Source organism: Prescottella sp. D32 (genome assembly GCF_037287305.1).
Classification (GTDB): Bacteria; Actinomycetota; Actinomycetes; order Mycobacteriales; family Mycobacteriaceae; genus Prescottella; species Prescottella equi.
The window spans coordinates 1121500-1148124 of record NZ_JARBSW010000001.1 but is presented as its reverse complement, the minus strand read 5'-3'; the positions used below and the strand labels follow the sequence as shown (position 1 = coordinate 1148124).

28 protein-coding genes are annotated in these 26625 nt (G+C 68.8%); 14 read left to right on the top strand and 14 right to left on the bottom strand.

From position 1 onward, the window contains the following. The first annotated feature begins 173 nt into the window (after nucleotides 1-173). A complete protein-coding gene (locus tag PSS76_RS05200; protein WP_084968934.1) occupies nucleotides 174-2351 on the top strand; it encodes an AAA family ATPase in 2178 nt (725 codons plus the stop codon). A gap of 12 nt (nucleotides 2352-2363) precedes the next feature. Here PSS76_RS05200 and PSS76_RS05195 read toward each other — a convergent pair whose 3' ends face one another. Continuing rightward, on the bottom strand, nucleotides 2364-3116 hold the full coding sequence (locus tag PSS76_RS05195) for an isocitrate lyase/PEP mutase family protein (protein ID WP_013417070.1): 753 nt from the start codon (nucleotides 3114-3116) through the stop codon (nucleotides 2364-2366). Nucleotides 3117-3216: 100 nt separating this feature from the next. Continuing rightward, complete coding sequence (locus PSS76_RS05190; protein ID WP_084968936.1) at nucleotides 3217-3879, bottom strand: TetR/AcrR family transcriptional regulator; 663 nt, start codon at nucleotides 3877-3879, stop codon at nucleotides 3217-3219. A 168-nt stretch (nucleotides 3880-4047) separates the two neighbouring features. Here PSS76_RS05190 and PSS76_RS05185 point away from each other — a divergent pair, with 168 nt between their 5' ends. After that, nucleotides 4048-5625, top strand: a complete 1578-nt coding sequence (locus tag PSS76_RS05185) for an MFS transporter (RefSeq protein ID WP_237171065.1) — start codon at nucleotides 4048-4050, stop codon at nucleotides 5623-5625. 10 nt (nucleotides 5626-5635) lie between these two features. Further along, nucleotides 5636-6976: a hypothetical protein gene (locus PSS76_RS05180; RefSeq protein ID WP_084968947.1), complete on the top strand. Its 1341-nt coding sequence runs from the start codon at nucleotides 5636-5638 to the stop codon at nucleotides 6974-6976. A 25-nt stretch (nucleotides 6977-7001) separates the two neighbouring features. Here PSS76_RS05180 and PSS76_RS05175 read toward each other — a convergent pair whose 3' ends face one another. Then, complete coding sequence (locus tag PSS76_RS05175; RefSeq protein ID WP_005517929.1) at nucleotides 7002-7424, bottom strand: NUDIX hydrolase; 423 nt, start codon at nucleotides 7422-7424, stop codon at nucleotides 7002-7004. A 197-nt stretch (nucleotides 7425-7621) separates the two neighbouring features. On the opposite strand from PSS76_RS05175, the gene PSS76_RS05170 reads away from it, so the two are divergent. The 6 genes from PSS76_RS05170 to mnhG are packed head-to-tail and all read left to right on the top strand — an operon-like array spanning nucleotide 7622 to nucleotide 13769. Continuing rightward, nucleotides 7622-10456, top strand: coding sequence for a Na+/H+ antiporter subunit A (locus PSS76_RS05170; protein ID WP_041674425.1), 2835 nt, complete (start codon nucleotides 7622-7624; stop codon nucleotides 10454-10456). Next, entirely contained in the window at nucleotides 10453-11010 is a 558-nt protein-coding gene (locus PSS76_RS05165; protein WP_005517927.1) for a Na(+)/H(+) antiporter subunit C, read from the top strand. The genes PSS76_RS05170 and PSS76_RS05165 overlap by 4 nt, the downstream gene beginning before the upstream one ends. Further along, on the top strand, nucleotides 11007-12608 hold the full coding sequence (locus PSS76_RS05160) for a Na+/H+ antiporter subunit D (protein WP_064077267.1): 1602 nt from the start codon (nucleotides 11007-11009) through the stop codon (nucleotides 12606-12608). Before PSS76_RS05165 ends, PSS76_RS05160 begins: the two co-directional genes overlap by 4 nt. Then, nucleotides 12605-13177: a Na+/H+ antiporter subunit E gene (locus PSS76_RS05155; protein WP_084968937.1), complete on the top strand. Its 573-nt coding sequence runs from the start codon at nucleotides 12605-12607 to the stop codon at nucleotides 13175-13177. The genes PSS76_RS05160 and PSS76_RS05155 overlap by 4 nt, the downstream gene beginning before the upstream one ends. Next, nucleotides 13174-13434 carry a monovalent cation/H+ antiporter complex subunit F gene (locus tag PSS76_RS05150; protein WP_005517923.1) on the top strand — a complete coding sequence of 87 codons (261 nt, stop codon included), beginning with the start codon at nucleotides 13174-13176 and terminating at the stop codon, nucleotides 13432-13434. Before PSS76_RS05155 ends, PSS76_RS05150 begins: the two co-directional genes overlap by 4 nt. Next, nucleotides 13431-13769, top strand: a complete 339-nt coding sequence (gene mnhG / locus PSS76_RS05145; RefSeq protein ID WP_005517922.1) for a monovalent cation/H(+) antiporter subunit G — start codon at nucleotides 13431-13433, stop codon at nucleotides 13767-13769. The genes PSS76_RS05150 and mnhG overlap by 4 nt, the downstream gene beginning before the upstream one ends. Before the next feature lie 59 nt (nucleotides 13770-13828). Here mnhG and PSS76_RS05140 read toward each other — a convergent pair whose 3' ends face one another. From PSS76_RS05140 to napA, 5 genes are all read right to left on the bottom strand, one after another. Further along, nucleotides 13829-15160 carry a phosphatase PAP2 family protein gene (locus tag PSS76_RS05140; protein WP_013417077.1) on the bottom strand — a complete coding sequence of 444 codons (1332 nt, stop codon included), beginning with the start codon at nucleotides 15158-15160 and terminating at the stop codon, nucleotides 13829-13831. Nucleotides 15161-15184: 24 nt separating this feature from the next. After that, nucleotides 15185-16303, bottom strand: coding sequence for a glutamate--cysteine ligase (locus PSS76_RS05135; protein WP_005517916.1), 1119 nt, complete (start codon nucleotides 16301-16303; stop codon nucleotides 15185-15187). A gap of 114 nt (nucleotides 16304-16417) precedes the next feature. Then, on the bottom strand, nucleotides 16418-17128 hold the full coding sequence (gene sodC / locus PSS76_RS05130) for a superoxide dismutase[Cu-Zn] (RefSeq protein ID WP_005517911.1): 711 nt from the start codon (nucleotides 17126-17128) through the stop codon (nucleotides 16418-16420). Nucleotides 17129-17190: 62 nt separating this feature from the next. Beyond that, nucleotides 17191-17763 carry a LytR C-terminal domain-containing protein gene (locus PSS76_RS05125; RefSeq protein WP_005517909.1) on the bottom strand — a complete coding sequence of 191 codons (573 nt, stop codon included), beginning with the start codon at nucleotides 17761-17763 and terminating at the stop codon, nucleotides 17191-17193. 81 nt (nucleotides 17764-17844) lie between these two features. Next, nucleotides 17845-18171: a nucleoid-associated protein NapA gene (napA, locus tag PSS76_RS05120; protein ID WP_005517908.1), complete on the bottom strand. Its 327-nt coding sequence runs from the start codon at nucleotides 18169-18171 to the stop codon at nucleotides 17845-17847. Nucleotides 18172-18407: 236 nt separating this feature from the next. Between napA and PSS76_RS05115 the strand changes: the two genes are divergently transcribed. Genes PSS76_RS05115 through PSS76_RS05105 form a run of 3 tightly spaced genes read left to right on the top strand, consistent with a single transcriptional unit; the run spans nucleotide 18408 to nucleotide 20107 of the window. Further along, nucleotides 18408-19025: a peptide deformylase gene (locus PSS76_RS05115; protein WP_005517906.1), complete on the top strand. Its 618-nt coding sequence runs from the start codon at nucleotides 18408-18410 to the stop codon at nucleotides 19023-19025. An 11-nt stretch (nucleotides 19026-19036) separates the two neighbouring features. After that, a complete protein-coding gene (locus PSS76_RS05110) occupies nucleotides 19037-19276 on the top strand; it encodes a putative acetyltransferase (protein WP_041674426.1) in 240 nt (79 codons plus the stop codon). Between the two features lie 30 nt (nucleotides 19277-19306). Beyond that, nucleotides 19307-20107, top strand: coding sequence for an exodeoxyribonuclease III (locus tag PSS76_RS05105; RefSeq protein ID WP_337455949.1), 801 nt, complete (start codon nucleotides 19307-19309; stop codon nucleotides 20105-20107). On the opposite strand, the gene PSS76_RS05100 is transcribed toward PSS76_RS05105, so the two are convergent. The 4 genes from PSS76_RS05100 to PSS76_RS05085 form a co-directional block, all read right to left on the bottom strand. Continuing rightward, nucleotides 20077-20457 (bottom strand): GNAT family N-acetyltransferase, encoded by a 381-nt coding sequence (locus tag PSS76_RS05100; protein ID WP_013417083.1) that lies wholly within the window; start codon nucleotides 20455-20457, stop codon nucleotides 20077-20079. The two genes, PSS76_RS05105 and PSS76_RS05100, sit on opposite strands and share 31 nt — an antisense overlap. A 91-nt stretch (nucleotides 20458-20548) precedes the next feature. Further along, entirely contained in the window at nucleotides 20549-20908 is a 360-nt protein-coding gene (locus PSS76_RS05095; protein ID WP_013417084.1) for a GNAT family N-acetyltransferase, read from the bottom strand. A gap of 378 nt (nucleotides 20909-21286) precedes the next feature. Then, the gene (locus PSS76_RS05090; protein ID WP_337455948.1) at nucleotides 21287-21895 is read right to left on the bottom strand and encodes a hypothetical protein; all 609 of its coding nucleotides are present in this window, start codon (nucleotides 21893-21895) and stop codon (nucleotides 21287-21289) included. Between the two features lie 84 nt (nucleotides 21896-21979). Next, nucleotides 21980-22753 carry a hypothetical protein gene (locus PSS76_RS05085; RefSeq protein WP_238086409.1) on the bottom strand — a complete coding sequence of 258 codons (774 nt, stop codon included), beginning with the start codon at nucleotides 22751-22753 and terminating at the stop codon, nucleotides 21980-21982. Between the two features lie 850 nt (nucleotides 22754-23603). Between PSS76_RS05085 and PSS76_RS05080 the strand changes: the two genes are divergently transcribed. Then, complete coding sequence (locus PSS76_RS05080) at nucleotides 23604-24494, top strand: hypothetical protein (RefSeq protein ID WP_005517892.1); 891 nt, start codon at nucleotides 23604-23606, stop codon at nucleotides 24492-24494. Between the two features lie 128 nt (nucleotides 24495-24622). Then, nucleotides 24623-25474: a bifunctional hydroxymethylpyrimidine kinase/phosphomethylpyrimidine kinase gene (gene thiD, locus PSS76_RS05075; protein WP_106851740.1), complete on the top strand. Its 852-nt coding sequence runs from the start codon at nucleotides 24623-24625 to the stop codon at nucleotides 25472-25474. Here the strand turns inward: thiD and PSS76_RS05070 are convergent, their stop codons facing one another. Together PSS76_RS05070 and PSS76_RS05065 are read right to left on the bottom strand one after the other, a co-directional pair. Next, on the bottom strand, nucleotides 25475-25660 hold the full coding sequence (locus tag PSS76_RS05070; RefSeq protein WP_005517890.1) for a hypothetical protein: 186 nt from the start codon (nucleotides 25658-25660) through the stop codon (nucleotides 25475-25477). Between the two features lie 74 nt (nucleotides 25661-25734). Further along, nucleotides 25735-26601 carry an adenylate/guanylate cyclase domain-containing protein gene (locus PSS76_RS05065; RefSeq protein ID WP_337455941.1) on the bottom strand — a complete coding sequence of 289 codons (867 nt, stop codon included), beginning with the start codon at nucleotides 26599-26601 and terminating at the stop codon, nucleotides 25735-25737. Nucleotides 26602-26625 lie beyond the last annotated feature (24 nt).

Genomic DNA, 26625 nt, shown 5'->3' with positions numbered 1-26625 from the left:
CCACGCTTCTCCACAGCCCACCCCCTTCGCGTTTTGCGCACTTATCGCGAGAATCCGGGTCCCCACGTCGCGATAAGTGCGCAAAACGCGGGAGGGAGGGGCGCGGCAGGTGCGATAAGTGCGCAAAACGCGGGGAGACAGGGGACGCGACGGGCCGCACTAGGCTGGACCGCGTGACCTCACCCGAACTGACGCTCACGGTCCGACTCAACACGTCCGCCGCGGACGCCCGACGCGGGGTGGTGCGCCTGCACCCCGAGGCGCTCGCGGCCCTCGGGCTGCGGGAGTGGGACGCGATCTCGCTGATCGGGGCGCGTCGGACGGCGGCGGTCGCCGGGATCGCGCCGGCCGGAACCCCCACCGGGACGGCGCTGCTCGACGACGTCACACTGTCCAACGCCGGGCTGCGCGAGAACGCGACCGTGGTGGTCGCACCCGTCGCGGTCTACGGCGCACGCACCGTCACGGTGAGCGGATCGGCGATGGCGCAGCAGTCCATCCCCGACGCGACGCTGCGGCAGGCGCTGCTCGGCAAGGTCCTCACCGTCGGCGACGCCGTGTCGCTGCTGCCCCGCGACCTCGGTCCCGGCACCAGCACGACGTCGGCCACGCAGGCCCTCTCACGGACCTTCGGCGTCACCTGGACGTCGGAGCTGCTGACCGTCACGGGCGTGGACCCCTCGGGCGGACCGGTGAGCGTGCAACCGAACTCGGCCGTGCGCTGGGGTGCGGGTGTCGCGCACGCCACGCCCGCACCGACGACGTCGGCCGCACCGACGGTGGTCGAGCCACGGGAGGCCGACGTCGTGCCGGTCGAGGACCTCGTGGGCGCCCACGCGCAGGCAGCGAAACTGTCCGAGTGGCTGACGCTCGCCCTCGACGAACCGGAACTGCTGCAGAAGCTCGGTGCGTCACCGCATCTCGGGGTGCTGGTCACCGGGCCGGCCGGCGTCGGCAAGTCGATGCTCGCGCGTTCGGTGCTCGCCAAGCGCCGCGTGGTCGAACTCGACGGCCCGGGAGTCGGTGCGTCCGAGGCACAGTCGCGGCTCGAGCGGGTCACCGCGGCCGTGGACGCCGTCCGGTCCGGCGGCGTCCTGCTCGTCACCGACATCGACGCGCTGCTGCCGGCCACCCGCGAGCCCGTGTCGACGCTGATCCTCGACCAACTGCGCCGCGCCGTGGACACCGAGTCGGTGGCGTTCGTCGCCACCACCGCGCATCCCGAGGACCTCGACGACCGACTGCGCGCGCAGGACCTGTGCGACCGTGAGCTGTCGCTGTCGTTGCCCGACGGCGCCGGACGCCGCCAGTTCCTCGAACTGCTGCTCCGCAAGGTGCCGACCGCCGACCTGGATCTGCCCGCGATCGCTTCGCGGACACCAGGATTCGTCGTCGCCGACCTGGCCGCCCTGTGCCGGGAGGCCGCCCTGCGCGCCGCGTCCCGCGCGAGCAGCGACAAGGCGGAACCGAAGCTGACGCAGGACGACCTGGTGGGTGCCCTCGAAGTGATCCGCCCGCTGTCGCGTTCGGGCACGGAGGAACTGGCGATCGGCAGCGTCACTCTCGACGACGTCGGCGACATGGTCGAGACCAAGCAGGCGCTCACCGAGGCGGTGCTGTGGCCGCTGCAGCACCCCGATTCCTTCGCGCGCCTCGGCGTCGATCCGCCGCGGGGCGTCCTGCTGTACGGTCCGCCCGGTTGCGGTAAGACGTACCTTGTTCGCGCCCTTGCCAGTTCGGGTCAGCTCAGCGTGCACGCCGTCAAGGGTGCCGAACTCATGGACAAGTGGGTGGGCTCGTCCGAGAAGGCGGTGCGCGAGCTGTTCCAGCGGGCCCGCGACTCGGCGCCGTCGCTGATCTTCCTCGACGAGGTGGACGCCCTCGCGCCGCGCCGCGGGCAGAGCTCCGACTCCGGCGTCTCCGACCGCGTCGTCGCCGCACTGCTCACCGAGCTCGACGGCGTCGAACCCCTGCGCGACGTCGTCGTCCTCGGCGCCACCAACCGGCCGGACCTCATCGACCCCGCGCTGCTACGCCCGGGCCGACTCGAACGCCTGGTGTTCGTGCCGCCACCGGACGCGGACGCGCGCAAGGAGATTCTGCGGACGTCGGGCAAGTCGGTGCCGCTCGCCGACGACGTGGACCTGGACGCCCTGGCGCAGGATCTCGACGGCTACTCCGCCGCGGACTGCTCGGCGTTGCTGCGCGAGGCCGCGCTCGCGGCGATGCGGCGTGACGTCGACGCCGCCGACGTCACGGCCGCCGACGTCGCCGCGGCACGCGAGAAGGTGCGCCCCTCGCTCGATCCCGACCAGGTGGCGCATCTCGAGGCGTACGCCGAGAACCGCTGACGCGCAGCCGCCCTACTGCCAGCGGGCGAGGAGCTCGTTCGCCCGCACGGCCAGGGCGGCCTGCAGCAGCGGACCGAAGCTGACCCGGCCGACGCCGAGGGCCGCGAAGTCGGCCTTACCGCCGCGCACCGGATCGGCAATTGCGTTGACGGGCAACGGCAGTGCCGACGCGAGCTGCCGGTACACGTCGTCGCTGTGGAACCCCACCGGGTACAGCACGTCGGCCCCGGCCTCGGCTGCGAGGGTGAGCCGGGCGATGGCCCGCTCGACGCGATCCGCCTCGTCACCGACCTGCTTCAGGAACAGGTCGGTGCGCGCGTTGACCACCACGTGCACCCCCGCGGCGTCCGCGGCACTGCGCAGGCCGCCGACGAAGTCCGCGTGCTCCTGCGCCTCACGCAGCCGGCCGCCCTCGCTGTGCACGGTGTCCTCGATGTTGAGGCCCACCGCGCCGACCTCCACCAGACCGTCGATCAGCTGCTGCGGCTGCAGGCCGTAACCCGCCTCGATGTCGACGGACACCGGCAGGTCCACCGCCGCGGTGATCTGCGCGACGCGCGTCGTGAGCTCGGTGAACGTCATGCCCTCGTTGTCGGGCCGGCCCACCGAGTCGGCGACCGGGTGGCTGCCGACCGTCAGGGCCGCGAATCCGGCCTCGGCGGCGAGGCCGGCCGACCACGCGTCCCACACGGTCGGGAGGATCACGGGGTTCCCGGGCTGGTGCAGTGCGAGCAGATCGCTCGCCTTCTGGGTGATCGCAGTCATGAGCTGTCCTCGCGTCGCGGAGTGGGAAGTCCATCGTGGCACGCCGGCGGGCGTCGACCACTCCTTCCGCTCACCCGTTCCCGGACGCGAGCCGGAGGGACTACCGCCTGCAGGACGCCTTGGCCTGCTCGACCTGATCGTCCGTCAGCGGCGGCGCGGGCAGCGGCGTCCGCTCCGCCCCCTCCGCCCGCAGGCCGTCGAGCACCAGCGCGAGATAGCGGCGCCAGGCCTCGGGTGCGACCGGCCGGACGAAGTCGATGACGGACTCGACCATCCGGCTGACCGCGAAGAGATCGTTGACGGTGACGTCCGGTCGCAGCGCACCGGCGTCGCGGGCCCGGGCGATCAGGGCGTCGACCACCGGCGTCACCCGCTCGCGCGCGCAGGCGATCTGTTCCCGACCCTCGTCGCCGGTGAAGAAGACGTCGGCCATGCCCCGATTGAGCGCCATCTGCTCGCAGGTGAGGGCGACGAACTCCACCAGCCCCTCCCACGGATCCGCGTATTCGAGCGCGGCGCTCGCACTGTCGGCCAGGTCGTCCATGTGCTGCTGGAACACCCCGTCGACAAGTTCCTGCTTGCAGGTGAAGCGGCGGTAGACGGTGCCGACGCCGACCTCCGCGTGCCGCGCGACGTCGTCGAGAGTGATGTCGATGCCACGGGTCGCGAACAGTTCTGCCGCGGCGTCCAGAATCTTGCGGCGGTTGCGCTCGGCGTCGGCGCGTAGCCGGCGACCTCCTGTGACGGTGCTCACGATTCTCATTCTGCCATCCCCGAAATTGCGACATACCCGGACAAACCGCTCCACGGGAGAAAATCAAGTGGAGATATCTCCTCCACTTAGGCGTACGGTGACCTAAGTGGAGCCTACTCCTCCACTTCATTCCATCTCGGTGACTCGCACCACGACCCACGTCCAGAGGGGTTCCTCATGAGCAGCACCACAATCGATCCGCCTGAGACCGTGCCGGGAGAACAGACGAGAGAGCACCGTCTGCGCTGGTTCGTCCTGGCCGTCATCGGACTGGCCCAACTGATGGTGGTGCTCGACGCCACCATCGTGAACATCGCGCTACCCGCCGCCCAGAAATCACTCGAATTCTCCGACGCCGACCGGCAGTGGGTGGTCACCGCCTACGCGCTGGCATTCGGCAGCCTGCTGCTGCTCGGCGGACGCCTGAGCGACCTGTTCGGCCGCCGCAACACCTTCGTGATCGGCCTCGTCGGTTTCGCCGCGATGTCGGCAGTCGGCGGCGCGGCAGTGAATTTCCCGATGCTGGTCGCCGCGCGCGCCGGCCAGGGCGTCTTCGGCGCACTGCTCGCCCCGGCAGCGTTGTCCCTGCTGTCGGTCACCTTCACCAGACCCGACGAGCGTGCCAAGGCCTTCGGCGTCTTCGGCGCAATCGCGGGCGCGGGCGGCGCCGTGGGACTGCTGCTCGGCGGCGTGCTCACCGAATGGGCCTCGTGGCGGTGGAGCCTGTACGTCAACCTCGTCTTCGCGGCCGTCGCCCTCGTCGGCGCGGTACTGATGATGGCGCCGCACAAGGCCGAACACCGGCCCCGGCTCGACATCCCCGGCACGGTCACGGTGTCGGCCGGGCTGTTCAGCATCGTCTACGGCTTCTCCCACGCCGAGTCGCACGGCTGGTCCAACGGCGCCACCATCGCGTGGCTCCTGGCGGGTGCGGTCCTGCTGGCGATCTTCGTCGTCATCGAGACCCGCGTCGCGCATCCGCTCCTGCCGCTGAGGGTGGTACTCGACCGCACCCGCGGAGGCGCCTACCTGGCCATGTTCATCGCCGGCACCGGCATGTTCGCGGTGTTCCTGTTCCTGACCTACTACATGCAGACGGTCCTGCAGTACAGCCCGGTCATCACCGGTGTGGCCTACCTGCCGATGGTCGCGGGCATGGTCATCTCGGCCACCACCTCCACCAGCGTGCTGCTGCCCCGGTTCGGCCCCCGGCCGCTGATGACCACCGGCCTCACCCTCGTGGCGGTCGGCATGGTCCTGCTCGCCCAGCTCACCGTCGCCAGCACGTATGCGCCGCACATCCTGCCCGGCCTGGTGCTGCTCGGCGTCGGCATGGGAATGGTGTTCGCACCCGGCATGCAGGGGGCGGTCACCGGCGTTCGCCCCGAGGACGCCGGTGTGGCCTCCGCGACGGTGAACACCATGCAACAGGTCGGTGGGTCGATCGGCACCGCGCTGCTCAGCACGATCGCGGCGACTGCCGCGACGAGCTACCTGTCCGACGCGGCCCCCACCCCGCAGAGCCAGGCCCTCGCTGCAGTGCACGGCTACACCACCACGTTCTGGTGGTCGGCCGCGATCTTCGCTGCGGGAGCGGTGATCTCGGCGTTCCTGCTACCCGGCGGCAAGCTGCCCGCAGCAGAGGACGCTCCCGAGGGTCAGCTGGTGATGGCGCACCGACGTCACCGAGTTCGCCCGAACGGCGGCGATCACGCTGAGCGTGGTCGCCGCCGGAACGCGTTGCGCGCCAGGTAGCGTCGGGTCGGTGACTCCGACCGTCCGCGCGTCCCTGTCCGCCGTCGCCGCCCTGTTCGCCGGGGCGCTGGCCACGTTCGTGCTCGTCAATCCGACCCAGTGGCTGGCGAACTTCGCTGCGACCGAGAGCCAGCTGAGCCGCTGGAACGACACCCAGTCCACCGGTGTCGCCGCCGCCTGCGTGCTCGTCGTCGTGGCATGCGCGATACTGCTGCGGGCGTCGTCCCTTCGTCCCGCGTGGATCACCGCGGTCGTCGCGACGGGCGTGCTGATAGCGGCCCGGCTGACGGTGTCGGGCGTCGGCGACCTCGACCAGCTGACGCTCTTGTACTACGCCAAGTGCCTCGCCGGCGGCGTCCTGCTGGGCGCGGCCGTCGCGGCGACGTGGTCGCGTCCGATCCCGCGATTCGCGCTCATCGGCGCGGTGGGTGCGACGTTCGTCGTCGCGCACACCGCCCATGTGGGCTGGCACCCGAGCACCTCGATCCTCGGCGAACCGTTCTGGTGGATTCTGATTCCGGCGCTCGTGCTCGCCGCGGTGTGCGTGGTGCTCGACGACGCCGTACCCGAGCGCATCGACCGGGAGACCGCGATCGGCGCGCTGGCCGCCGTGGTGACCCTCGCACTCGCACACCGACTGCTCGGCGAGTGGATCGACCGGCAGACCGGGTCGCAGTTCCGGCAGTGGGTCGTCATCGCGCTGTGCCTGGTGCTGGTCGTCGCGCTCACCGAGTTCTGGGCACGACGCCTCGACGCGCCGTTCCTGCTCGCGGCCACTGCGGTGGCAGCGGTGACGCCGTTCGTCGCGACCACGCTCTGGTGGGGGCACCTGAGGCTGACGCCGTGGATACCGGTCATGGTGGGTGTGGTGGCGGTAGCGGCCGGCGTCGCTGTGAGTCTGCTGCGGGTCTCACCTCTACTCGGGCTTGCCGCGCTCGCTCTGGTCCCCCTTTTCGCCACGATCGAACCCACACCCGATAGCCGAGCCCGGTTCTTCGTCCAGCTCGCGGTCCTCGGAGTCGGTATCGGCCTCACCCTCGGCTCGACCCTCCCCGACAGCGCCGCCACTGCCGCGCTGGGCCTGGCGATACCGCTGCTGGCGCTGGTGTACACGACCGTCGTCCGCGTCACGACCGTGTTCGAGACGTTCACCGCGTATACGCCAGACAGCGTCGACGTCATCGACTACATGCGCACCGACGCCTACACCGGCAACTACGTCGAGTTCGCGCCTACCGCCCTCTTCACCTTCGACCGCACCGCCGCCGTCGCGATGTTGCTCGTCGTCGTGTTCTGTGCACTCGCGATCCGCGGACAGCGGTGGCAGCAGTCCGCCGCGCTCCCGGAATGACCTCACGGACATCCGTCACAATGCGTCAGTCGACGAGATCCAACTCTCGCAACCGTGCGAAGACGAGCCGGGATCCGGGCGCCGTCTCGGGCATCGCGGCGTATTCGTCTTCGGTGAAGTAGCGGATCTCGGCGACCTCGCTGGTGGGCTTCGGCTCGTCGTCGAGCTCCGCGAGGAAACACGTCATGTGCAGCCGGGTGCCGGGTCGGTGGCCGAACGCGGGCGCCTCGAACACGCCGAGTTCGACGACCGTGCCGTCCACGATCCCCGTGTCGAGCTCCTCCCGGACCTCTCGGTGCAGAGCCTGTTCGGGGGTTTCACCTGGGTCGATCTTGCCGCCCGCCATGTAGAACGCGGTCTTGCCGGCCGATCGGGCCTGCAACATCCGGCGATCGCGGATATGGGCGAGGGCGGCGGTCCGGATCACGGTGGGATTCTCGTCTGACACCCGTTGGAACGTACTCCCGTCGGGCCGACCCCACCGACCTCGGCCGATTTGCCCGGTTGATACCGATTGAGGCGTCAACTCGAGCACTTAGTAAGATGAACGCCGTAGTCCACTTTGCTAGCTAGTGAAGGGTCTGCCCGACTCTCGGCTCACGCCGATTCGTCACCCCGCCGCACCACAACCCGACGGAGTGCCATTTGCTTGTCATATTGATCGCCCACGCGATAGCCGCCGTTCTGGCTCCGCTCGCCGTGCGATCAATAGGGCGCAACGCGTTCTTCCCGCTCGCACTGGTACCACTCGCGAGCCTCGGCTGGGTGATCGCAAACTGGGGCACCGAACAGGAACTGAACATCCGGTGGGTGCCCGGTCTGTCGATGGACATCGACATGCGGTTCGACTCCCTCGCCGCGATCATGTCGGTGCTCGTCCTCGGCGTCGGCGCGCTGATCCTCGTGTACTGCGCGCGCTACTTCAAGGACGACGAACCCCGCCTCGGCATCTTCGCCGCCGAGATGGTCGCCTTCGCGGGCGCCATGTTCGGCCTCGTGACCAGCGACAACATGCTGATCCTCTACACGTTCTGGGAATTGACGACGGTCCTGTCGTTCCTGCTGGTCGGCCACTACGCCGAGCGCGCCACCAGCCGCCGCGCCGCCACCCAGGCGCTCCTGGTGACCACCGCCGGTGGCCTCGCGATGCTCGTCGGCATCATCATGCTCGGCCAGCTGGTGGGCAGCTACAACCTGTCCGACGTCGTCGCGAACCCCGCGAGCGGCTGGCTCGCGAGCGTCGCGATCGTGTTGGTGCTCATCGGTGCGCTGTCGAAGTCGGCGATCGTGCCGCTGCACTTCTGGCTGCCCGGTGCGATGGCCGCACCCACCCCCGTCAGCGGCTACCTGCACGCCGCGGCGATGGTGAAGGCCGGCATCTACCTGGTCGCGCGGCTGGCCCCGGGCTACGCCGACTCGCCGCCGTGGCGGGTCACCATCATCGTGCTCGGCCTGGCGTCGATGCTGCTCGCCGGCTGGCGCGCGCTCCGCTCGTTCGACCTCAAACTCGTTCTCGCTTTCGGCACCGTCAGCCAGCTCGGCTTCCTCATGGTGCTCGTGGGCGTCGGCTCCCGCGACGCGGCTCTGGCCGGTATGACGATGGTCGTCGCGCACGCGATGTTCAAAGCCGCGCTGTTCATGGTGGTCGGCATCATCGACCACACCACCGGCACCCGCGACATCCGCAAGCTCGCCCGTCTCGGGCCGAGCGCCCCGTGGCTGGCGGTCATCGCAGCACTTGCGGCCGCGTCGATGGCGGGCCTGCCGCCGTTCCTCGGGTTCGTCGGCAAGGAGGCCGCGCTCGAGTCGATCCTGCAGGCCGACATGCTCGAGCCGTGGGCCCGCACCTCGATCGTGGTGGCGATGGCGCTGGGCTCGATCCTCACGGTCGCCTACAGCATCCGGTTCGTGTGGGGCGCGTTCGGCCGCAAGCGGCTGCGCAACCCCAGCCCGCCGGTGGCGAACATGCACGCCCCGGGTGCGCTGTTCCTCGCGCCGCCCGCCCTGCTCGCCGTGGCGGGTCTGGTAGCCGGACCGCTGTCGCCGCAGCTCGAGAAGCTGCTCACGCCCTACTCGACGACGCTGCCCGCGGGTCCGCACGCCGACTACCACCTGGCCCTGTGGCACGGCGTCAACACCCCGCTGCTGCTCACCGTCGCGATCGTCGTCGTCGGCACCGTGTTGTTCGTCGCGCACCGATGGGCCGTCCAGCGACTGCGCTTCCAGCACCCGCCGCTCGGCAACGCCGACCGGGTGTACGACGCGACGCTGCGTGGCATGGACACCCTGTCGATGCGACTCACCGGTTTCACGCAGCGCGGTTCGCTGCCGCTGACGCAGTCGACGATCCTGGCGACGCTGGTGCTGCTGCCGATCGTCCTGCTCGCGCTGCGCACCGACGTGTGGGCGCAGATCCGGCTCTGGGAGTCGCCGTTGCAGCTCACCGTCGGGCTGATGATGATGGCTGCCGCCTTGGCCGCGACGGTGCTGCGCAATCGTCTGGCCGCGGTGATCCTCGTCGGGCTCAGCGGCTACGGCTGCGGTGTCATCTTCGCGCTCCACGGCGCGCCGGATCTGGCGCTCACCCAGTTCCTCGTCGAGACCCTGACGTTGGTGATCTTCGTGCTGGTGCTGCGCAAGCTGCCCGCCGAGATCGACGAGCGCCAGGCCATCGGCTTCAAACTGCCTCGGGCCCTGCTCGCGATCGGTGTGGGCGTCGCCGTCACGACGATCGCCGCGTACGCGATGAACGCCCGCAACTCGGTACCGATCCATCTCCAACTGCCCGAGGCGGCCTACACGCTCGGCAACGGCCGCAACGTGGTGAACGTGCTGCTCGTCGACATCCGCGCGTGGGACACCCTCGGCGAGATCTCGGTGCTGCTGGTCGCCGCGACCGGTGTCGCGAGCCTGGTGTTCCGGCACCGCCGGTTCGGGACGGCGCCGCGCGTGTCCGACGCCCCCGCCGGGATCCTCGAGGCGGCGTCGAACACCGAGACGACGTGGCTGCGCGGCGGCGACCTGATCGACCCCCGGCACCGCTCGCTGGTGCTCGAGGTGACCACCCGCCTGATCTTCCCGACGATGATGGTGCTGTCGGTCTACTTCTTCTTCTCCGGGCACAACGCGCCCGGCGGCGGCTTCGCGGGCGGTCTCACCGCCGGCCTGGCGCTGGTGCTGCGCTACCTCGCCGGTGGCCGCTACGAACTCGGTGAGGCCGTGCCCATCGACGCCGGCAAGATCCTCGGCCTCGGTCTCGCACTCGCCGCCGGCACGGCGCTGACGTCGCTGTTCCTCGGGGCGCCGCCGCTGTCGTCGGCGGTGTTCGAGGTGACGCTGCCGCTGCTCGGCCACATCAAACTCGTCACCGCACTGTTCTTCGACCTGGGGGTGTACCTGATCGTGGTGGGCCTCGTGCTCGACGTGCTCCGCAGTCTCGGAGCCCGACTCGACGCACAGGAGGAGGTGAACGCCCGATGAATGCCGATCTCGCGACGCTTGTCCTCATCGGTGTCCTCACCGCGTCCGGCGTGTACCTGCTCATCGAGCGCAGCATCACGCGCATGCTGCTGGGCCTGCTACTCGTGGGCAACGCCGTCAACCTGCTGATCCTGACCGTCGGCGGACGCTCCGGCAACCCTCCGATCGTGGGCCGCGAGTCGGTGCACGAGGAGATGGCCGACCCGCTGGCACAGGCGATGATCCTGACCGCGATCGTCATCACGATGGGTATCGCGGCGTTCGTGCTGGCCCTCGCCTACCGATCGTTCAAGATCAACACGGCGGACCGCGTCGAGGACGACCCCGAGGACACCAAGGTCTCCAAGCGGCGTACCCCGGCGGAGGCGCCGGACCGCGACCGCTCCGACGACCCGCTCACCGGTGCCCCGTCCAAGGGCGGTGACGCCTTCGACGCCGAGGGCAATCCGATTCCCGTGGAACTGCTCGAGGATCCCGAGGGTTACGAATCCTACGAGGAGCTGCGCGACGGGGACGACGAACTGGAAGCCGAATCACCGGGAGGTAAGCGATGACGCTCTCCCCCGAACTCATCGGCACGCTGGCCCCGCTGCCGGTCCTGATCCCCATGATCGCGGCCGCGGTCACGCTGATCCTCGGTCGGCGCCCCACCGCGCAGCGCTGGATCACCCTGGCCGCCCTCGTCGGCGTCACCACGGTCTCCGGGATGCTGCTGTACCTCGCCGACCGCCACGGCACCACCGCGATCCAGGTGGGCGGCTGGGACACCCCGATCGGCATCACCCTCGTCGTCGACCGGCTGTCCGCACTGATGCTGCTGGTGTCGTCGATCGTGCTGCTCGCCGTCATGATCTATTCGATCGGCCAGGGCATCCGCGACGGCCACGAACACCAGCCGGTGTCGATCTTCCTGCCGACGTATCTGGCGCTGACGGCGGGCGTGTGCAACGCGTTCCTCGCGGGCGACCTGTTCAACCTGTACGTCGGGTTCGAGGTGCTGCTCGCCGCGAGCTTCGTGCTGCTCACCCTGGGGGCGAGCGCCGACCGCGTCCGGGCCGGCGTCTCGTACGTCATGGTGTCGATGGTGTCGTCGCTGATCTTCCTGTGCGGCATCGCGTTCGCCTACGCCGCGACCGGCACCCTCAACCTCGCGCAGATGGCGCTGCGGTTCGACGACATCCCGGTCGGCACCCGCATGGCGATCTTCGGCGTGCTGCTGGTGGCGTTCGGCATCAAGGCGGCGGTGTTCCCGCTGTCGACGTGGCTACCCGACTCCTACCCCACCGCCCCGGCCCCGGTCACCGCCGTGTTCGCGGGCCTGCTCACCAAGGTCGGCGTGTACGCGATCATCCGCGCCCACACGCTGCTGTTCCCGCAGGGCGAGCTCGACAACGTGCTGATGGTGTGCGGCCTGCTCACGATGATCGTCGGCATCCTCGGTGCGATCGCGCAGACCGACATCAAACGTCTGCTGTCGTTCACCCTGGTCAGCCACATCGGCTACATGATCTTCGGTGTCGCGTTGTCGACACAGTCCGGTCTGTCCGGTGCCGTCTACTACGTGGCGCACCACATCGTCGTGCAGACGACGCTGTTCCTGGTGGTGGGCCTCATCGAGCGGCAGGCCGGGTCGTCGTCGCTGCGCCGCCTCGGCGGCCTCGCCGCGGCCAGCCCGGTGCTGGCGATCGTGTTCCTCGTCCCGGCACTCAACCTCGGCGGCATTCCGCCGTTCTCCGGGTTCATCGGCAAGATCGCGCTGCTCCAGGCCGGTGTCGCGCACCCCAGCGTGCTGTCGTGGCTGCTCGTCGCCGGCGGCACCGTCACCAGCCTGCTGACGCTGTACGTCGTGGCCCGCGTGTGGACCAAGGCGTTCTGGCGGGCCCGCGCCGACGCCCCGGAAGGCGACCTCGCCGACGTCAGCCCGTCCGCGCTCATCGACGAGTCCGAGGAGGACATCGCGTTCGTCGACCGCGAGGACGTCGGCAAGATGCCGGTGTTCATGCTGCTGCCGACGATCGGACTGGTGGGCGTCGGCCTCGCGCTCACGATCTTCGCCGGTCCCATGATCGGGATCAGTGACCGTGCGGCGCAGGACCTGCAGAATCGAGACGTCTACATCACGGCCGTCCTCGGCGAGGGAGGTGCCCGATGACCCGCGAACGCGTACTCCGCGTCGGCATCCTCGCGTGGCTGACGGTGGTGTGGATCCTGCTGTGGGGCACGTTCAGCATCGCGAACCTGCTCGGCGGCGCCGTCGTCGGCCTGCTGATCATGTGGCTGCTGCCGCTGCCGCGGGTGCCCGTCGAGGGCCGCGTGCACCTGTTCTCGATGGTCAAGTTGGTGGGCACGATCATCTTCTACGCCGCGCAGTCGAGTGCGCAGGTGGCGTGGCTGGCCGTGCGGCCCGGTCCGCCGCCGGTCACCGGGGTCCTGCGCTGCAAGCTGGGCATCAAGTCGGACCTGGTGCTGACACTGTGCGTCGACGTCCTCAATCTCATCCCCGGCACGATGGTGCTCGAGGTGGATCAGGCGCGGCGCGCGGTGTACGTGCACGTCCTCGACGTCGGGACCACCAAGGCCGTCGACCAGTTCTACCGGACCACACGGCAGCTCGAGCGGCTGTTCATCGCGGCGTTCGAACGCGACTCGGAGTGGCAGCCGGCGCCGTGGCATCTGCGCGACTACGAGTACAACGAAGAGGGCAGGGAGGACCGAGCATGACGGCCGTGATGATCGTCGCCGGAGTGATGCTGGTGGTGGCGGCGCTGCTCACCACCTACCGACTGTTGGCCGGACCGGGCAGCCTCGACCGTCTGGTCGCGATGGATACCCTCATCGCGACGGCGATCTGCGGTCTGGCGGTGTGGGCGGCGTACAGCGGCGACACCACGATCGTGCCCGCCATCGTCGCGCTCGCCCTGGTCGGCTTCGTCGGCTCGGTGAGCGTGGCCCGATTCCGGGTGAGTGACGACTCGTGAACACCTTCCTCGACATCCTTGCCGCGATCTGCATTCTGATCGGATCGTTCCTCGCGCTCACCGCCGCGATCGGCATCGTCCGCTTCCCCGACACCCTGTCCCGCATGCACGCGGCCACCAAGCCGCAGGTCGTCGGTCTGGTGCTGGTGCTGGTGGGCGCGGTGATCCGACTGCACGGCAACGTCGACATCTGGATGCTCGTGCTCATCGGTTTGTTCACGTTGCTGACGGCGCCGGTGATCGCGCACAGCGTCGGCCGCGTCGCCTACCGCGAGCAGCGCGGGCGCGACGGGCTGCTGATGAATCACAACGACGATCCGGGCACCTTCCGCTGATCCCGCGTTTTGCGCACTTGTCGCGCCGACGCCGTCCCTCACCCCCGCGTTTTGCGCACTTAGCGCGCGGTCGGAGCGTCCTGCGGGAGCGATAAGTGCGCAAAACGCGAGGAGGCGGCGGCACGGTAGAAGGTGCGCCAGTAGCCGTAGGCGAAGAGTGCGGGGACGCCGAGGAGTAGCAGCGCGGAAACGATCGGATACTCCGCGATCTCCACGGCGAGGAACCGATAGCTCAGCAGCAACGCGCCCAGCAGCACGGCGCCACCGGCGACGAGACGCACCCGGAACCAGCCCCAGCCGCGTTCGGGGGCGCGCAGCGCGGACTCGAGCGTCAGCGTCAGGACTACGCCGGCGATGAGGTCGACGCCGTAGTGGTAGCCGAAGCCCAAGGTCGCGCTGAGCGTGCAGACCAGCCAGAACGTGCCGCCCCAGCGCAGCCAGCGCGGCCCCTGCCGCGAGTGCAGGAACAGCGCGAGCGCCCACGCCGTGTGCAGGCTGGGCATGCAGTTGCGGGGGGTGGCGTCGTCGAACGGCATGGGCGACGGCGTCAGGTCGAACGGGACCACGGACGGCCAGAAGTCGCCCACCTGGAAGCCGTTGCCGTCGGCGCCGAACGCGAAGATCGGGCCCACCACCGGGAACAGGATGTAGAACACCGGCCCGATCAGCCCGATCAGCAGGAACGTGCGGACCAGGTGGTGCGACGGCCAGCCCTTGCGCAGCTGGTACAGCGCCACGACGATCGCGGCCACGGGCAGCTCGATGTACACCCAGTGCAGCACGGCGTAGCCGACCGAACCGGTGGCGTCGACGATGTTGCCCATCACCCACGACGGGTTGCCGAGCGCGTGGTCGGCGAGCTGGACGTACTGGTCGAGAACCTCAGGACCGGCGAGAACGGTGATGTGCAGCCACACGTCCCCGAACTTGGTGGCGACGATCAGCAGCGCGCCGAGACCGACGCCCATGAGCGCGTTGCGGCGCTGCTCACCGGACCATTTCCAGCCGGCCCAGACGCCGATCGCGGTCAGCACGATCACCGCGCCGTTGCCGACGGTGAGCGATCCCCCCGCGAGGTAGCGGATCCCGGCGACGACGACGTCGATGACCAGCGCGCTCGACAGCGCCAGCACCCGTTGCCGGTTGGTGAGCCCCACCATCGCGAGGGCGAGCCCGGCCCACGGCACGGACGCCGACTTGGGGGTGCCGACGAAATCGTTGAGGAGGCTCGTCAGGGGTCCCTCGAACCCGCGCGACGACGCGAACACCTGCAGAGCGATCAGGATCGCGATACCGGCCGCGACGACGCCGCCGATCAGATAATTGCGGGTCCGGTCGGAGAGCCGCACCGGCTCCGTCCGCGCACCACCGTCCACCAACACGCCGTTCATAGTAAACGGCGGGTGAATTCGCGCTTACGTGTCCAGTTCGTCGACGAGCGAGCCGACGACGGCGCGCAGGTCGCCACCGGTCGCGGCGGCCACCTTGCGCTGACGCTGGTACGACGCTCCCCGCCTCGGGATGTCGGCGACGCGGGCAAGTTCGTCGGCGCAGCCGAGCCGCACGGCGGTGGGGGTGAGCTTCTCGAGAAGGTCGTCGAGGTCGTCGGTGACGAGCCGCTCGCGGTTGTCGGCACCCAGGATCACCTCGGCGTCGATGCCGTAGCGGGCGGCGCGCCACTTGTTCTCCTGCACGTGCCACGGCGGCATCGACGGCAGCGTCTCGCCCGCCTCCAGACGCTCGTCGAGGTGCACGACGAGGCAGTGGATGAGGGCGACCAGCGCGGACAGTTCGGTGCGGGACGAGATCCCGTCGCACACTCGCACCTCGATGGTGCCCCACCGCGGCGCCGGCCGGATGTCCCAGTGCAGTCCGCCGAGGTTCTCGATGACGCCGGTGGTGAGCTGGTCGTCGACGTATCCCTCGAACTGCGTCCAGTTCTCGAACTGGAACGGCAGTCCCGCGGTGGGCAACTGCTGGAACATCAGTGCCCGGTTGCTGGCGTAACCGGTGTCGACGCCCGTCCACATCGGCGACGACGCCGAAAGCGCAAGCAGGTGAGGGTATTTCAGCAGAAGTGCGTTCAGGATCGGGAACACCTTCTCCTTCGAGGAGATCCCGACGTGCACGTGCACACCCCAGATCAACATCTGCCGCCCCCACCATTGGGTGCGCTCGATCAGCTCGTCGTAGTGCGGCGTCCGGGTGATCAACTGGGTGGACCACTGGGCGAACGGATGAGTGCCGGCGCACATGAGGTCGACCCCCAGCGGGTCGGCGGCCCGGCGCACCAGCGACATGGTCTCCGACAGGTCGTCCATCGCCTCGCCGACGTTGTCGCAGATGCCGGTCACGAGCTCGACGGTGTTGCGCAGCAACTCCTTGGTGACCCGCGGCTCGTCGGCCAGACCACCGACGGCGTCGAACACCTCGGCGGCTGTGTTGGACAGATCACGAGTGGTCCGGTCGACCAGCGCGATCTCCCATTCCACACCGATGGTCGGACGCGGCGAACCTGCGAAGGGGACTCCCACAGAAACGATCCAACCACAGCGTCCTGGAGCCCGCACGGCTCCGCAAAGGCGCTGGTAGACGCGAAACGGCGGGGCCGCGAGGGCCCCGCCGTTGCGGTGATCTGTGGTGTGGCGTCAGCCGCCGATGACGCCGCAGGCGACGCGTCCGCCCGCGTCACCGGTGGACAGCGTCTGCTGGTCCGGCACCGCCGCATTGTCGGGCAGCGCGTAGCGGGTGGGGATGTTGCCGAAGTTGTCGGCGTCCGCGTGGATCATCAGCGCGGTGCCCTTGCCACCGTTCTTCAGGTCCTCGAGGGTGAAGGCGTCGGTGGTGGTGACCAGGTAGCCCTTGCCGTCCTCGCGGACCTCGAGCGACGTGAGATCGCCGCTGGCCGGATGGCCGGTGTGGCCCTCGACCTGGAAGTGGCCGCCGGCGGAGAGGAAGTTGCCCGGCTCGCCGCCGGTGGGGGCGACGGAGTTGGGCTCACACTTGCCGACCGAGTGCACATGCAGGCCGTGGAAGCCGGGCGTCAGGCCCTGAGCGTCGACGGTGACCTGGACGAAGCCACCGTTCTCGGCGAGGGTCGCGGTGCCGACCTGGGAGCCCTTGGCATCCTTGAGCGTCACCGAGACGTTGTCGGCAGAACCGGTGGTGGTGGCGTGCTCGGAGCCGCTCTCACCGTGCTCGCCTGCGGGAGCGGGGGCACCGGTCCACACCGGCGGGGTGGTGCCGGGAACGTCGGTGGGCTCCTCGTTGTTCGAGCACGCGGTCAAGCCCAGCGCGGCGATCGCGACCAACGGGGTCACGACACGCCAGGACTTGCTACGGGAGAATTGCGAGGCCATCGAACCGCTCCTTCGAGGTGGTTGAAATCTGCGGATGATCATAACCAGCGGGTGGTACCGGACTACCCGGAGGTGACGATCACGATCACGCCGGGCGACGCGCTCTCGATTCCGGCAAAACGAGGTTCGGCCTTGACGCCGAGCTCGGCGGCGATGGCCTGGGCGGCAGCCTTCTCCGAGGCACTGCTGCCGTAGTAGACGGTGGTGGTCTGGATCTGCCCGTAGCTGTAGTTGCCGGTCTCGGAGACGTTCCAACCGCCGGACGTCAGCTCGTTCGCGGTCTGTGCGGCCAGGCCCGAGACGGTGCTGTTGTTGAACACCCGCACCGGCACGGACTTGTCGACCCGCGCGGACGTGGTGGCCGAGGCAGCGGTGGTCGACGTCGCGGTGCTGGTCGTGGTGGTCGGCTCGGCCGCGGTCGTGGTGGGGGCCGCCGTCGTCGTGCGCGCCGCGGCCGGTGCCGCGGCGGGGGCGGACGTGGTGGTGGTCGGCGAGGCCTCGGTGGCCGTCTCGTCGGAATCGGAGCCACCCAGGGAGGCCGCGCCGAGGCCGGCGAACAGGATCGCGAGGGCGATCAGCACCATCGCGATCGCGCGCAGCGGGGGGCCTGACGACTCTGGATTCGGGGTGGTCACTGTTCCGACCTTAATCGGCCCGTCGGACGCTTCCCGTAACGAGGTGACGACGGCCGCGAGTTGGCGACTACTGGGAGAGGGCTACGTGCTGAGATCGAAGCCCAGGCGACGGGCCGCGCGGGCCTTCTGACGGCTGGCGCGCAGGCGCCGCAGGCGCTTGACCAGCATCGGGTCGGCGGCCAGCGCCTCGGGGCGATCGACGAGCGCGTTGAGGACCTGGTAGTAGCGGGTGGCCGACATCGCGAAGAGTTCCTTGATGGCCTCTTCCTTGGCCCCCGCGTACTTCCACCACTGCCGCTCGAAGGACAGGATGTCGTGCTCGCGGCGAGTCAGACCGTCCTCGCCCACTTCGTTCCCCGACGTGCTGTCGGGCCGCTCAGATTGGTTCCGCGCTGCTGCGCCGTCCATCTCACTCCTCGACTGCTCGATGACTTCCGGTCCGCCCGACGTCAGCGCGACCTCCGCGCCCCGTTGGACCCGGCAGGATCAGGCCGAGCGGTGTGCCCGGACACTGAGACATCGCTCGGGACCGGTCACGAATTACATCTGTGTTCTTCCTGGTCAATTGAACCACGGTGGCGGCGCGGGTGACGGGCTTCCAGGGGGACGCGCCGCGAATATCACGCGCACTATCCTTGGTGACCATGGCAATTCTTCCGATCCGCATCGTCGGCGATCCCGTCCTGCACGAGCCGACCAAGCCCGTGACCGAGTCGCCCGCCGAACTCGCCGATCTGATCCGCGACATGTACGAGACGATGGACGCCGCGAACGGTGTGGGTCTGGCCGCGAACCAGGTGGGCGTCGCCAAGCGCCTGTTCGTGTACGACTGCCCCGACTACGCCGCCGGCAAGGACGCGTCCGGCAAGCCCGTGATGCGCCGCGGCTGCGTGGTCAACCCGGTGCTCGAGACGTCGGAGATTCCGGAGACCATGCCGGACGAGGACGACGACGTCGAGGGCTGCCTGTCGGTTCCCGGTGAGCAGTTTCCCACCGGCCGTGCCGACTGGGCCAAGGTCACCGGCACCGACGAGCACGGCAACCCGGTCGAGATCGAGGGCCACGGCTTCTTCGCGCGGATGCTGCAGCACGAGACCGGTCACCTGGACGGCTTCCTGTACGTGGACGTGCTGATCGGCCGCAACAAGCGCGCGGCGAAGAAGACGATCAAGCGTGAGGGTTGGGGCGTGCCGGGCCTGAGCTGGACGCCGGGCACGGTCGACGACCCGTTCGGTCACGACGAGGACTCCGAGGAAGACTGAGTCGAGGACCCGTGACGAGTCGCGAGCCGGGTCCGCCGGTGATCGGCGGCCGGGTGGTGGTGCGGTATCGCCTGCCACCCGGGGGCTCGCATCCGCTCACCGACGTGATCGGCACACTCGAGCAGCTCGAGCCGACGGTGGTGATTCGCACCGCCGACGACCGCGTGGTGGAGATCGAGCGCGCCGACGTGGTGCGGCTCAAGGCGCTGGGCTCCAAGCCGGTGCGCCGGTCCGACGGCCGGGTTCGGTGACTGTCGGGATAGCTGACTACCCTCTCCGGTGTGCGTATCGCGACGTGGAATGTGAACTCGGTCCGTGCCCGAACCGACCGGATCGTGGACTGGCTGGCCCGCACCGACACCGATGTGTTGGCGATGCAGGAAACCAAGTGCAAGGACGAGCAGTTCCCGTACGAGCGGTTCACCGAGGCCGGCTACGAGGTGGCACACGTCGGATTGAGCCAGTGGAACGGCGTGGCGATCGCGTCGCGCATCGGGCTCGAGGACGTGCAGGTCGGGTTCGCGGACCAGCCCGGGTTCAACAAGGATCCGGAGGCGGAGGCCACGCGGGAGGCCCGCGCGATCGGTGCGACGGTGGGCGGGGTGCGGGTGTGGAGCCTGTACGTGCCCAACGGCCGTGAACTGACGGATCCGCACTACGTCTACAAGCTGGAGTGGCTCGCGAAGCTGCGCGCGGACGCGGAGGGCTGGCTGGCCGGCAACCCGGACGCGCAGATCGCGCTGGTGGGCGACTGGAACGTCGCGCCCACCGACGAGGACGTGTGGGATCCGGCGTTCTTCGAGGGCAAGACGCACACGTCGCAGGCGGAGCGGGACGCATTCGATGCGTTCGCCGAGGCCGGTTTCGCCGATGTGGTGCGCCCGCACACGCCCGGCCCCGGCGTCTACACCTACTGGGACTACACACAGCTGCGGTTCCCCAAGCGGCAGGGCATGCGCATCGACTACGTGCTGGGCTCCCCCGCGTTCGCGGCGCGGGTCACCGGCGCGCACATCGACCGGGACGAGCGCAAGGGCAAGGGCGCGAGCGATCACGCGCCGGTCGTGGTGGATCTGGCCTGATCAGGCTGCTCGTCGAGCAGGTCCAGGTACTCGGTGTGGGTGCCGAGGAACCGCGTGACGTAGGTGCAGACCGGGCGGATCCGGGCGCCCTCGCTGCGGGCGCGGTCGAGCACGGCCCGCACCAGTACCGCCGCCCAGCCGCGGCCGCTCCGGTCCTCGCGGACGACGGTGTGCAGCAGGGTGAGCACGTCACCGTACGGCCCGGCGCTGTCGCGGCGGTAGCCGAGGATGCCGACGAGGTCGTCACGCACCCACAGTTCGTAGCGCTCGTGTGGCGGGCTGTCGACGATACGGACGGCGTCGGCGACGGCACCCGCTGTTCGTGGGGATTCGCTGTTCACGTTCCCCATGAAACCGGCCGAACCGCCGGCACCGGGTCCGTTTCGGGACGGGTGGGGCGGTTCGATGCCGATCCTTGACCGCGGCGTGGCCGCGCGTCGATCAGTTCAGCGAGATTGCGTCGGACGCCTCGGGCGGCGCCATCAGATCCAGGTACTCCGGGTTGGCCTCCACGAACCGCTGCACGTATGTGCACACTGGGCGCACGCGCCAGCCGTAGTCCCGGGCCCGGTCCAGGGAGCGCCGCACCATGACGGCGGCGAGCCCGCGGTGACCGAAGTCCTCGACGACGACGGTGTGCATGAACGAGACGACCGGAGTGGGTTTCCGCGCGCCGCGACGACGGGCCGGTGAGGTGTCGTAGTAGCCGACGATTCCCACCAGGTCTCCGTTGAGCCGCAACTCGAAGCGGTTCTGGTCGGTATTGTCGGTCACGTCGGCACTGGGCGAATCGTCGAACACGACACCTCCTCGGGACGCTTTCGATGCAACAATGTGATCCACGCCACTATTTGTACCGCCGTTCGGGGCAACCTGTCAGGCATTTGACCGAATCCGTTCGACGCGAATTCCGGGCCCCTTCAGATCGCGTACACAAGCAGCGGAGACGCAGCGCGGAATCCAATACCACCCGACCGGTTCTTCTTGCTGTCGACACAATCGATTCACCCGGCCACCCGATACACATTGGCAAACACACAAGAGCCACCCGGCCGATCCCCTGCACTACCGAACAGCCGCTTCTCGAAAAGCCTTCAGCTGAATACTTTTCGATCCGATCCGTCGACCGTCCCGGTACCCACCCACGTGGATACCGGGACGGTCTAGGTCAGATCGACGTCACGGCGTGACGTCGATTCCCGGCGAGAAGGTCAGCTTGCCCGTCAGGGTAGCCGTACCGGGACCTGCCGGCGGGCATACACCGCCACCGGTGGAGTTGAAATTGACCGTCCCGGAGTTCGAGGCGGTCACCGACGGCTTCGCGTACGGCAGCGGCCCGATGGTGCTCGCCCCCAACGTGATCGAGCAACCACTCGACGGCACCGTGACCACCGCGCCACCGGCGGGGATGATCAGTGAACCCTGTGGAGATGCACCATCGTTGTCGACCTTCAGCTTCCAGGTCCCGCTGGCAGCGACCGTCGCAGGCTGCCCGTTGAGCGTGCAACTCGACAGACTCACGCTGCTGATGTTGATGTCGATCCCGCCAGTGGACGGGTTGACGTTGCCGGGTGCAGCCGGGGTCGTCCCGGTGCCGGACACATTCGTACAGCGCATGGTGTACCCGGGGGTGGTGGTGATGATCCGAAGATCGCTGCTCGTCGCGGTGACCGGCGTGCTCGCGGGAGTGATCGTTGTCGACGCGTACGACAGCCCCGCAGCCGTCAACGTCGCGGCCGCGGCGACGGCCAGAACTGCGCTACCCCGATTGAGAATCGTCGTTGCCATTCGTTTCTCCTTCATGTGAGGTGTAGCCCCGTTCGGATGAACGGTCGAGTGAACAGGCTTCGATGAATCGATTCGATTGCCGTACTACGACAGCTCCCATCCCGCGGCGTTGTAGACAGAGCTGGTTGTGGACAGGGAATTGCCCGAACCACCCGACGGCAGGCCGGCCCGTTGATTGACGGCCCAGTTCAGCGAGCCGAAGAGACCGCATCCGGTGGCTCCGGGCACCGCAAAGTTGGTGGCCTTGTGTGTTGCCTGGGGCCAGACCCCGCCCGGAACGCCAGGAACCGTGTCCGAAATCCATTGCGCAGCACCAGCATCTTGGAGTGCCAGCGAAAGCCGTATCGGATTCGAAGTAGAACCGATATAGCAGTTGTTCCCCAGCAACGAGTTGGAGAGCTTCAACCGAACCGGAAGTTGCACACCGAGGTTGTAGGGATCGACCACAGGCAGCGCCACAGCCTCCACGGTCGCCTGGATGGCAGTCGGGCCGAAGTCCTCGGCCGAACTGGTCCCGAGTGCGCCGCCGGGGACGCTGAGCGACTTCGAATACACACCGAACTTGCCATCATTGGCAGCGGGAACGAAGACCTGGTCCTGCGCGACACCGCCGGCAATCATCAGACTTCCGTCCGGAATCTGGACGTTGAGGCTGCCGACTCGCATCGTGCCATCCCGAATCACGACCGTCATACAGGTACCCACACCGGTATCGGGGTCGTAAACCTTGTCCAGCTGGCAGGTGTCCCAATTCTTGAAATCGTACTTCGCCCCCGATACCGGGGCAGCCGCGTTCGCCACACCACCCCCTACCAGAGCCAAAGCTGTTGCCGCACCCAGGATCACGGAGCGGGTCATGAGTTTTCTCACGTAGAACCCCCATTCGGGTACACACCCGTCCAGATTCGATTCGAGCAGGACTCGGCATCGCCGATCGAGTGTATTTCTCACGGAAGAGCATCGGCTCGATATGCACTGCACCTCGAGCACGATGCATGACGTTGGGGTGAGTCGGGTGCGCTGCTGGCGTAAGTCCGGAACGAGCGGGGTTGTGCCCGTTCCTGATCTCCCCCGAGATTCCGCATCCTGAGCCGGACCTGATGTCGGCCCGACTGCGTGCGCGTAACAGATCGTCACACACACGACGCCTTCGCGTGACAGTTTCGACAATTCCCCCGGCCGCCGCCAAGCAGGCCCCTAGCTGGACGGGCGTTCAATAAATGTTGCACCCCTTGCCATTTCCGAGATCCACGCAGGTCAACAGTACGAGATACCGGTCGGCCGATATTCGCCTGAGCGCACGACTTCCAGCAAGGGGCCAGCCCTGGCCGTAACGACACCCGACTTTTCAGGTCGCCTTTTCGGTCAATGCTAAAGTTTGTACTGCAGTACAGTTTCGGTGTACCGCAGATAGATTTCGCCGATCCTCCCGAAACCGGCACATGACATCCGCTGTGTGTGTGACGATCTGTTACACGCTCGCAGTCGGACTGCAACAACGTCCGGCTCTGGACGGGGAACATCGGGGGATTCGGATGAGCGCATCTGCGCCCCATCTCGATCCGGGGCACGCCCGACTCACCTCGACGCCAGGCGTCGCCAAGGCCCATGCCAGGGCGGCGCCAACCTGTCAGTAGGGCACTCGGGCAGTCACAGCTGGGTTCGACCGAACCTCCTGGCCGAGTCGACATCCATGTGGGGGAAGTACATGCGAAAGAACACCACCCGCTCCGCCGTGCTGGCGGCCACCGCCGCGCTGGCCCTGGTCGGCGGCGGCGTCGCGAACGCCGCCGGATCGGCCGAAGGCAGCTCCGGTAGCAGCGGCAGCCTGTCCAGTTCCGAAGGCAGCAGCGGCTCCTCGACCGGCTCGTCGGCCGCGCCCGGCACGCCGTACGAGTTCCAGAACTGGGACACCTGCCGGCTCGATCTGGCCTACGACCCCGATACCGGCCTGGGTACCTGCATGACGGTGATCATCCGGGACGGCAACATGCGCATCGGCAATCTCGACGTCGCGGTCCCCGACGGCAGCCTGATGATCGCCGGCGGCGTGACGGGCGAGCAGGTCTTCGTCCCCGCCGCCGACGACGGCAAGTTCGGCGTGTACGCCAACCCGATCACCGTTCCCGGCGGAGCATTCGGCGCCGCGTCGGCGGAGAACTTCGGCCCCACCGCCATCCAGGCGACCGTGGAGGCCGTCGCCCTGCCCGACGTCGATCCCTACAACCTCGCCGTGCAGCTTCCGGTGCGGCTCAAGCTCTCCAATCCACTCCTCGGCGACAACTGCTACATCGGCTCCGCCGCCACCCCGATCAACCTGTCCCTCGCACTCGTGGGCAGCGCCGGACCGACCGAGTACATCTCGACCAACGGGCCCGAGGTGCCGGGCTACGTCTGGCCCCAGGCACCCCACACCGCCACCGACTTCGCCGTCCCCGGTGCCTCCGGTTGCGGACCGCTCGGATCCCTGAACTGGGCCGTCAACCTGCGGGCGGGCCTGCCCTCCGCGGGTGCCGGTAACTCCCTGTCCACGACCAGCGCCGTCTACAACGTCGCCGGCTGGGAGTTGGACGAGTACCTGAACACCCCCACGCCCTGATCCACCGCTGACCTCGTCCCGGTGCCGGTATCCCGCCGGCACCGGGACGACTCACGTCGTAGATGTCCCAGCCGCACGACTCACACCACCGTCCGTCGCACCCGCCTCGCCTGGGTAGGCTCGAGGCCGTGAACTACCTGCCCCTGACGCCGACCGGCCAGACCCCGATCCGCGCCCTCACCATCGCCGGCACCGACTCCGGCGGCGGTGCCGGCATCCAGGCCGATTCGCGCACCATGGCGATGTGCGGGGTGCACGCGTGCGTCGCGGTCGCCGCGGTGACGGTGCAGAACTCGGTGGGCGTCAGCGGTTTTCACGAGATCCCGCCGGAGACGGTCGCCGCGCAGGTGCGCTGCGTGGCCCTGGACATCGGCGTCTCGGCCGCCAAGACCGGCATGCTCGCGTCCACCGCGATCATCGAGGCCGTCGCGCAGGTGTGCACCGAGGTGGGCATCGGCCGCGACGGCTCCATCCCGCTGGTGGTGGACCCGGTGTGCGCGTCCATGCACGGCGATCCGCTGCTGCACGCCGAGGCACTCGACGCCGTCCGGAACACCCTCATCCCCATCGCGTCGCTGGTGACACCGAATCTCGACGAGGTGCGCCTCATCACCGGTATCGAGGTGGTCGACGATGCCACCGCCCGCCTCGCCGCTGAGGCCCTGCACGCCCTCGGCGCGCAGTGGTCGATGGTCAAGGGTGGGCACCTGCGCTCGTCGACGTCGAGCACCGACCTGCTGTTCGACGGCGACACCTTCCACGAGTTCACCAGCCCGCGGATCGACACCGGCAACGATCACGGCGGCGGCGACACCCTGGCCGCGGCGGTCACATGCGCGCTCGCCAACGGCTACGCGATGCCCGACGCGGTCGCGTTCGGCAAGGAATGGGTCACCAAGTGCCTCGAGGCGTCGTACGACCTCGGCGCCGGGCACGGTCCGGTGTCGCCGCTGTGGCGACTGGATCCGAAAGGCGCCTGATCAGCGCGAATAGTCGCGCAGGGTCATGACGAAACCGACCGCCACCACCGGCACCGCGAGAATGTAGACGGTGATCCGGAACCACGTGGGCCCGTAGTAGCTCACCGCGATCGCGGCCGCCAGCGCCGCGATGATCATCAACACCCCGTAGAAGGGTGTGCGCTGCGGATGCCCGGACTCGGTCATGGTCCCCAGTGTGCGCGCCGGGCGGCGAGGGCGGCAACGGTTTCCCGAAGTCGTCCGAATGGTCCGCTAGGCCGTCACCGCGGTGCCGGCGCCGGGCGCAGCACGTAGACCCGCAGGTCCTCGGGCACCCCACGCTGCGGCGCCGCCAGCAGCCCGCGCCGGTAGCGCCGCGCGACCAGGCCCAGCTCGGCGAGGCGCTCCTCGCCGATCGCGTCGTGCGTGTTGCCGGAGACGACGACGTTGCCGTTCCCGCCGAGCTCCATCATGCGCGCGGCGACGTTGACATCGACGCCGAACCAGTCCGCGCCGATGGGCTGCGGAGCCCCGGTGTGCAGGCCGACGCGCATCCGGGGGCGGTAGCCGGCGTGGTCGAGGGTCGCGAGCGCCGCGCGCGCCGCGAACACCGCCTCGACGGCCCGGTCCGGGTGGTCGAACACCACCATCAAGCCGTCTCCCAAACGTTTGATCACCTGGCCGCCCCGTTCGATCATGGGCGGCTCGATGGTGGCGGCGACCTCCCGCAGCAGCGACAGCGTCGCGCCGTCGCCCACCTGCAGCGACCAGCTGGAGAACCCGACGAGGTCGGTGAACACGATGGTGACCTCGCCGTTCGCGGGGCTGCCCCACGTCTTCTCGAGCACCGCCTGCAGCACCTGCAGCGCCGCCATGCTCACCTCGCGCGACGCCCCCGCCCCGGTGTCGAGCATGCGGGCGGCGGCCCGCGCGCCGCCGGGACCAGCCGTCGAGAGGGGGTCGCCGAATGAGGGATCACCGGGCAGTGAGCGCCTGATCCGCCGCACGGCGTCGACCAACTGGGGTTGCCGGTCTGCGTCGCGTACCCACTTCGCCACCGAACCGGTGACCTTGGCGTAGCCGCCCTCCGTGCCGGAATCCGTGGGGACCGGTTCCGGTGTGGCGTCGCCCTCCGGGTCGTCACTCACCCCGGCAAGAGTAATCGTGGCCGG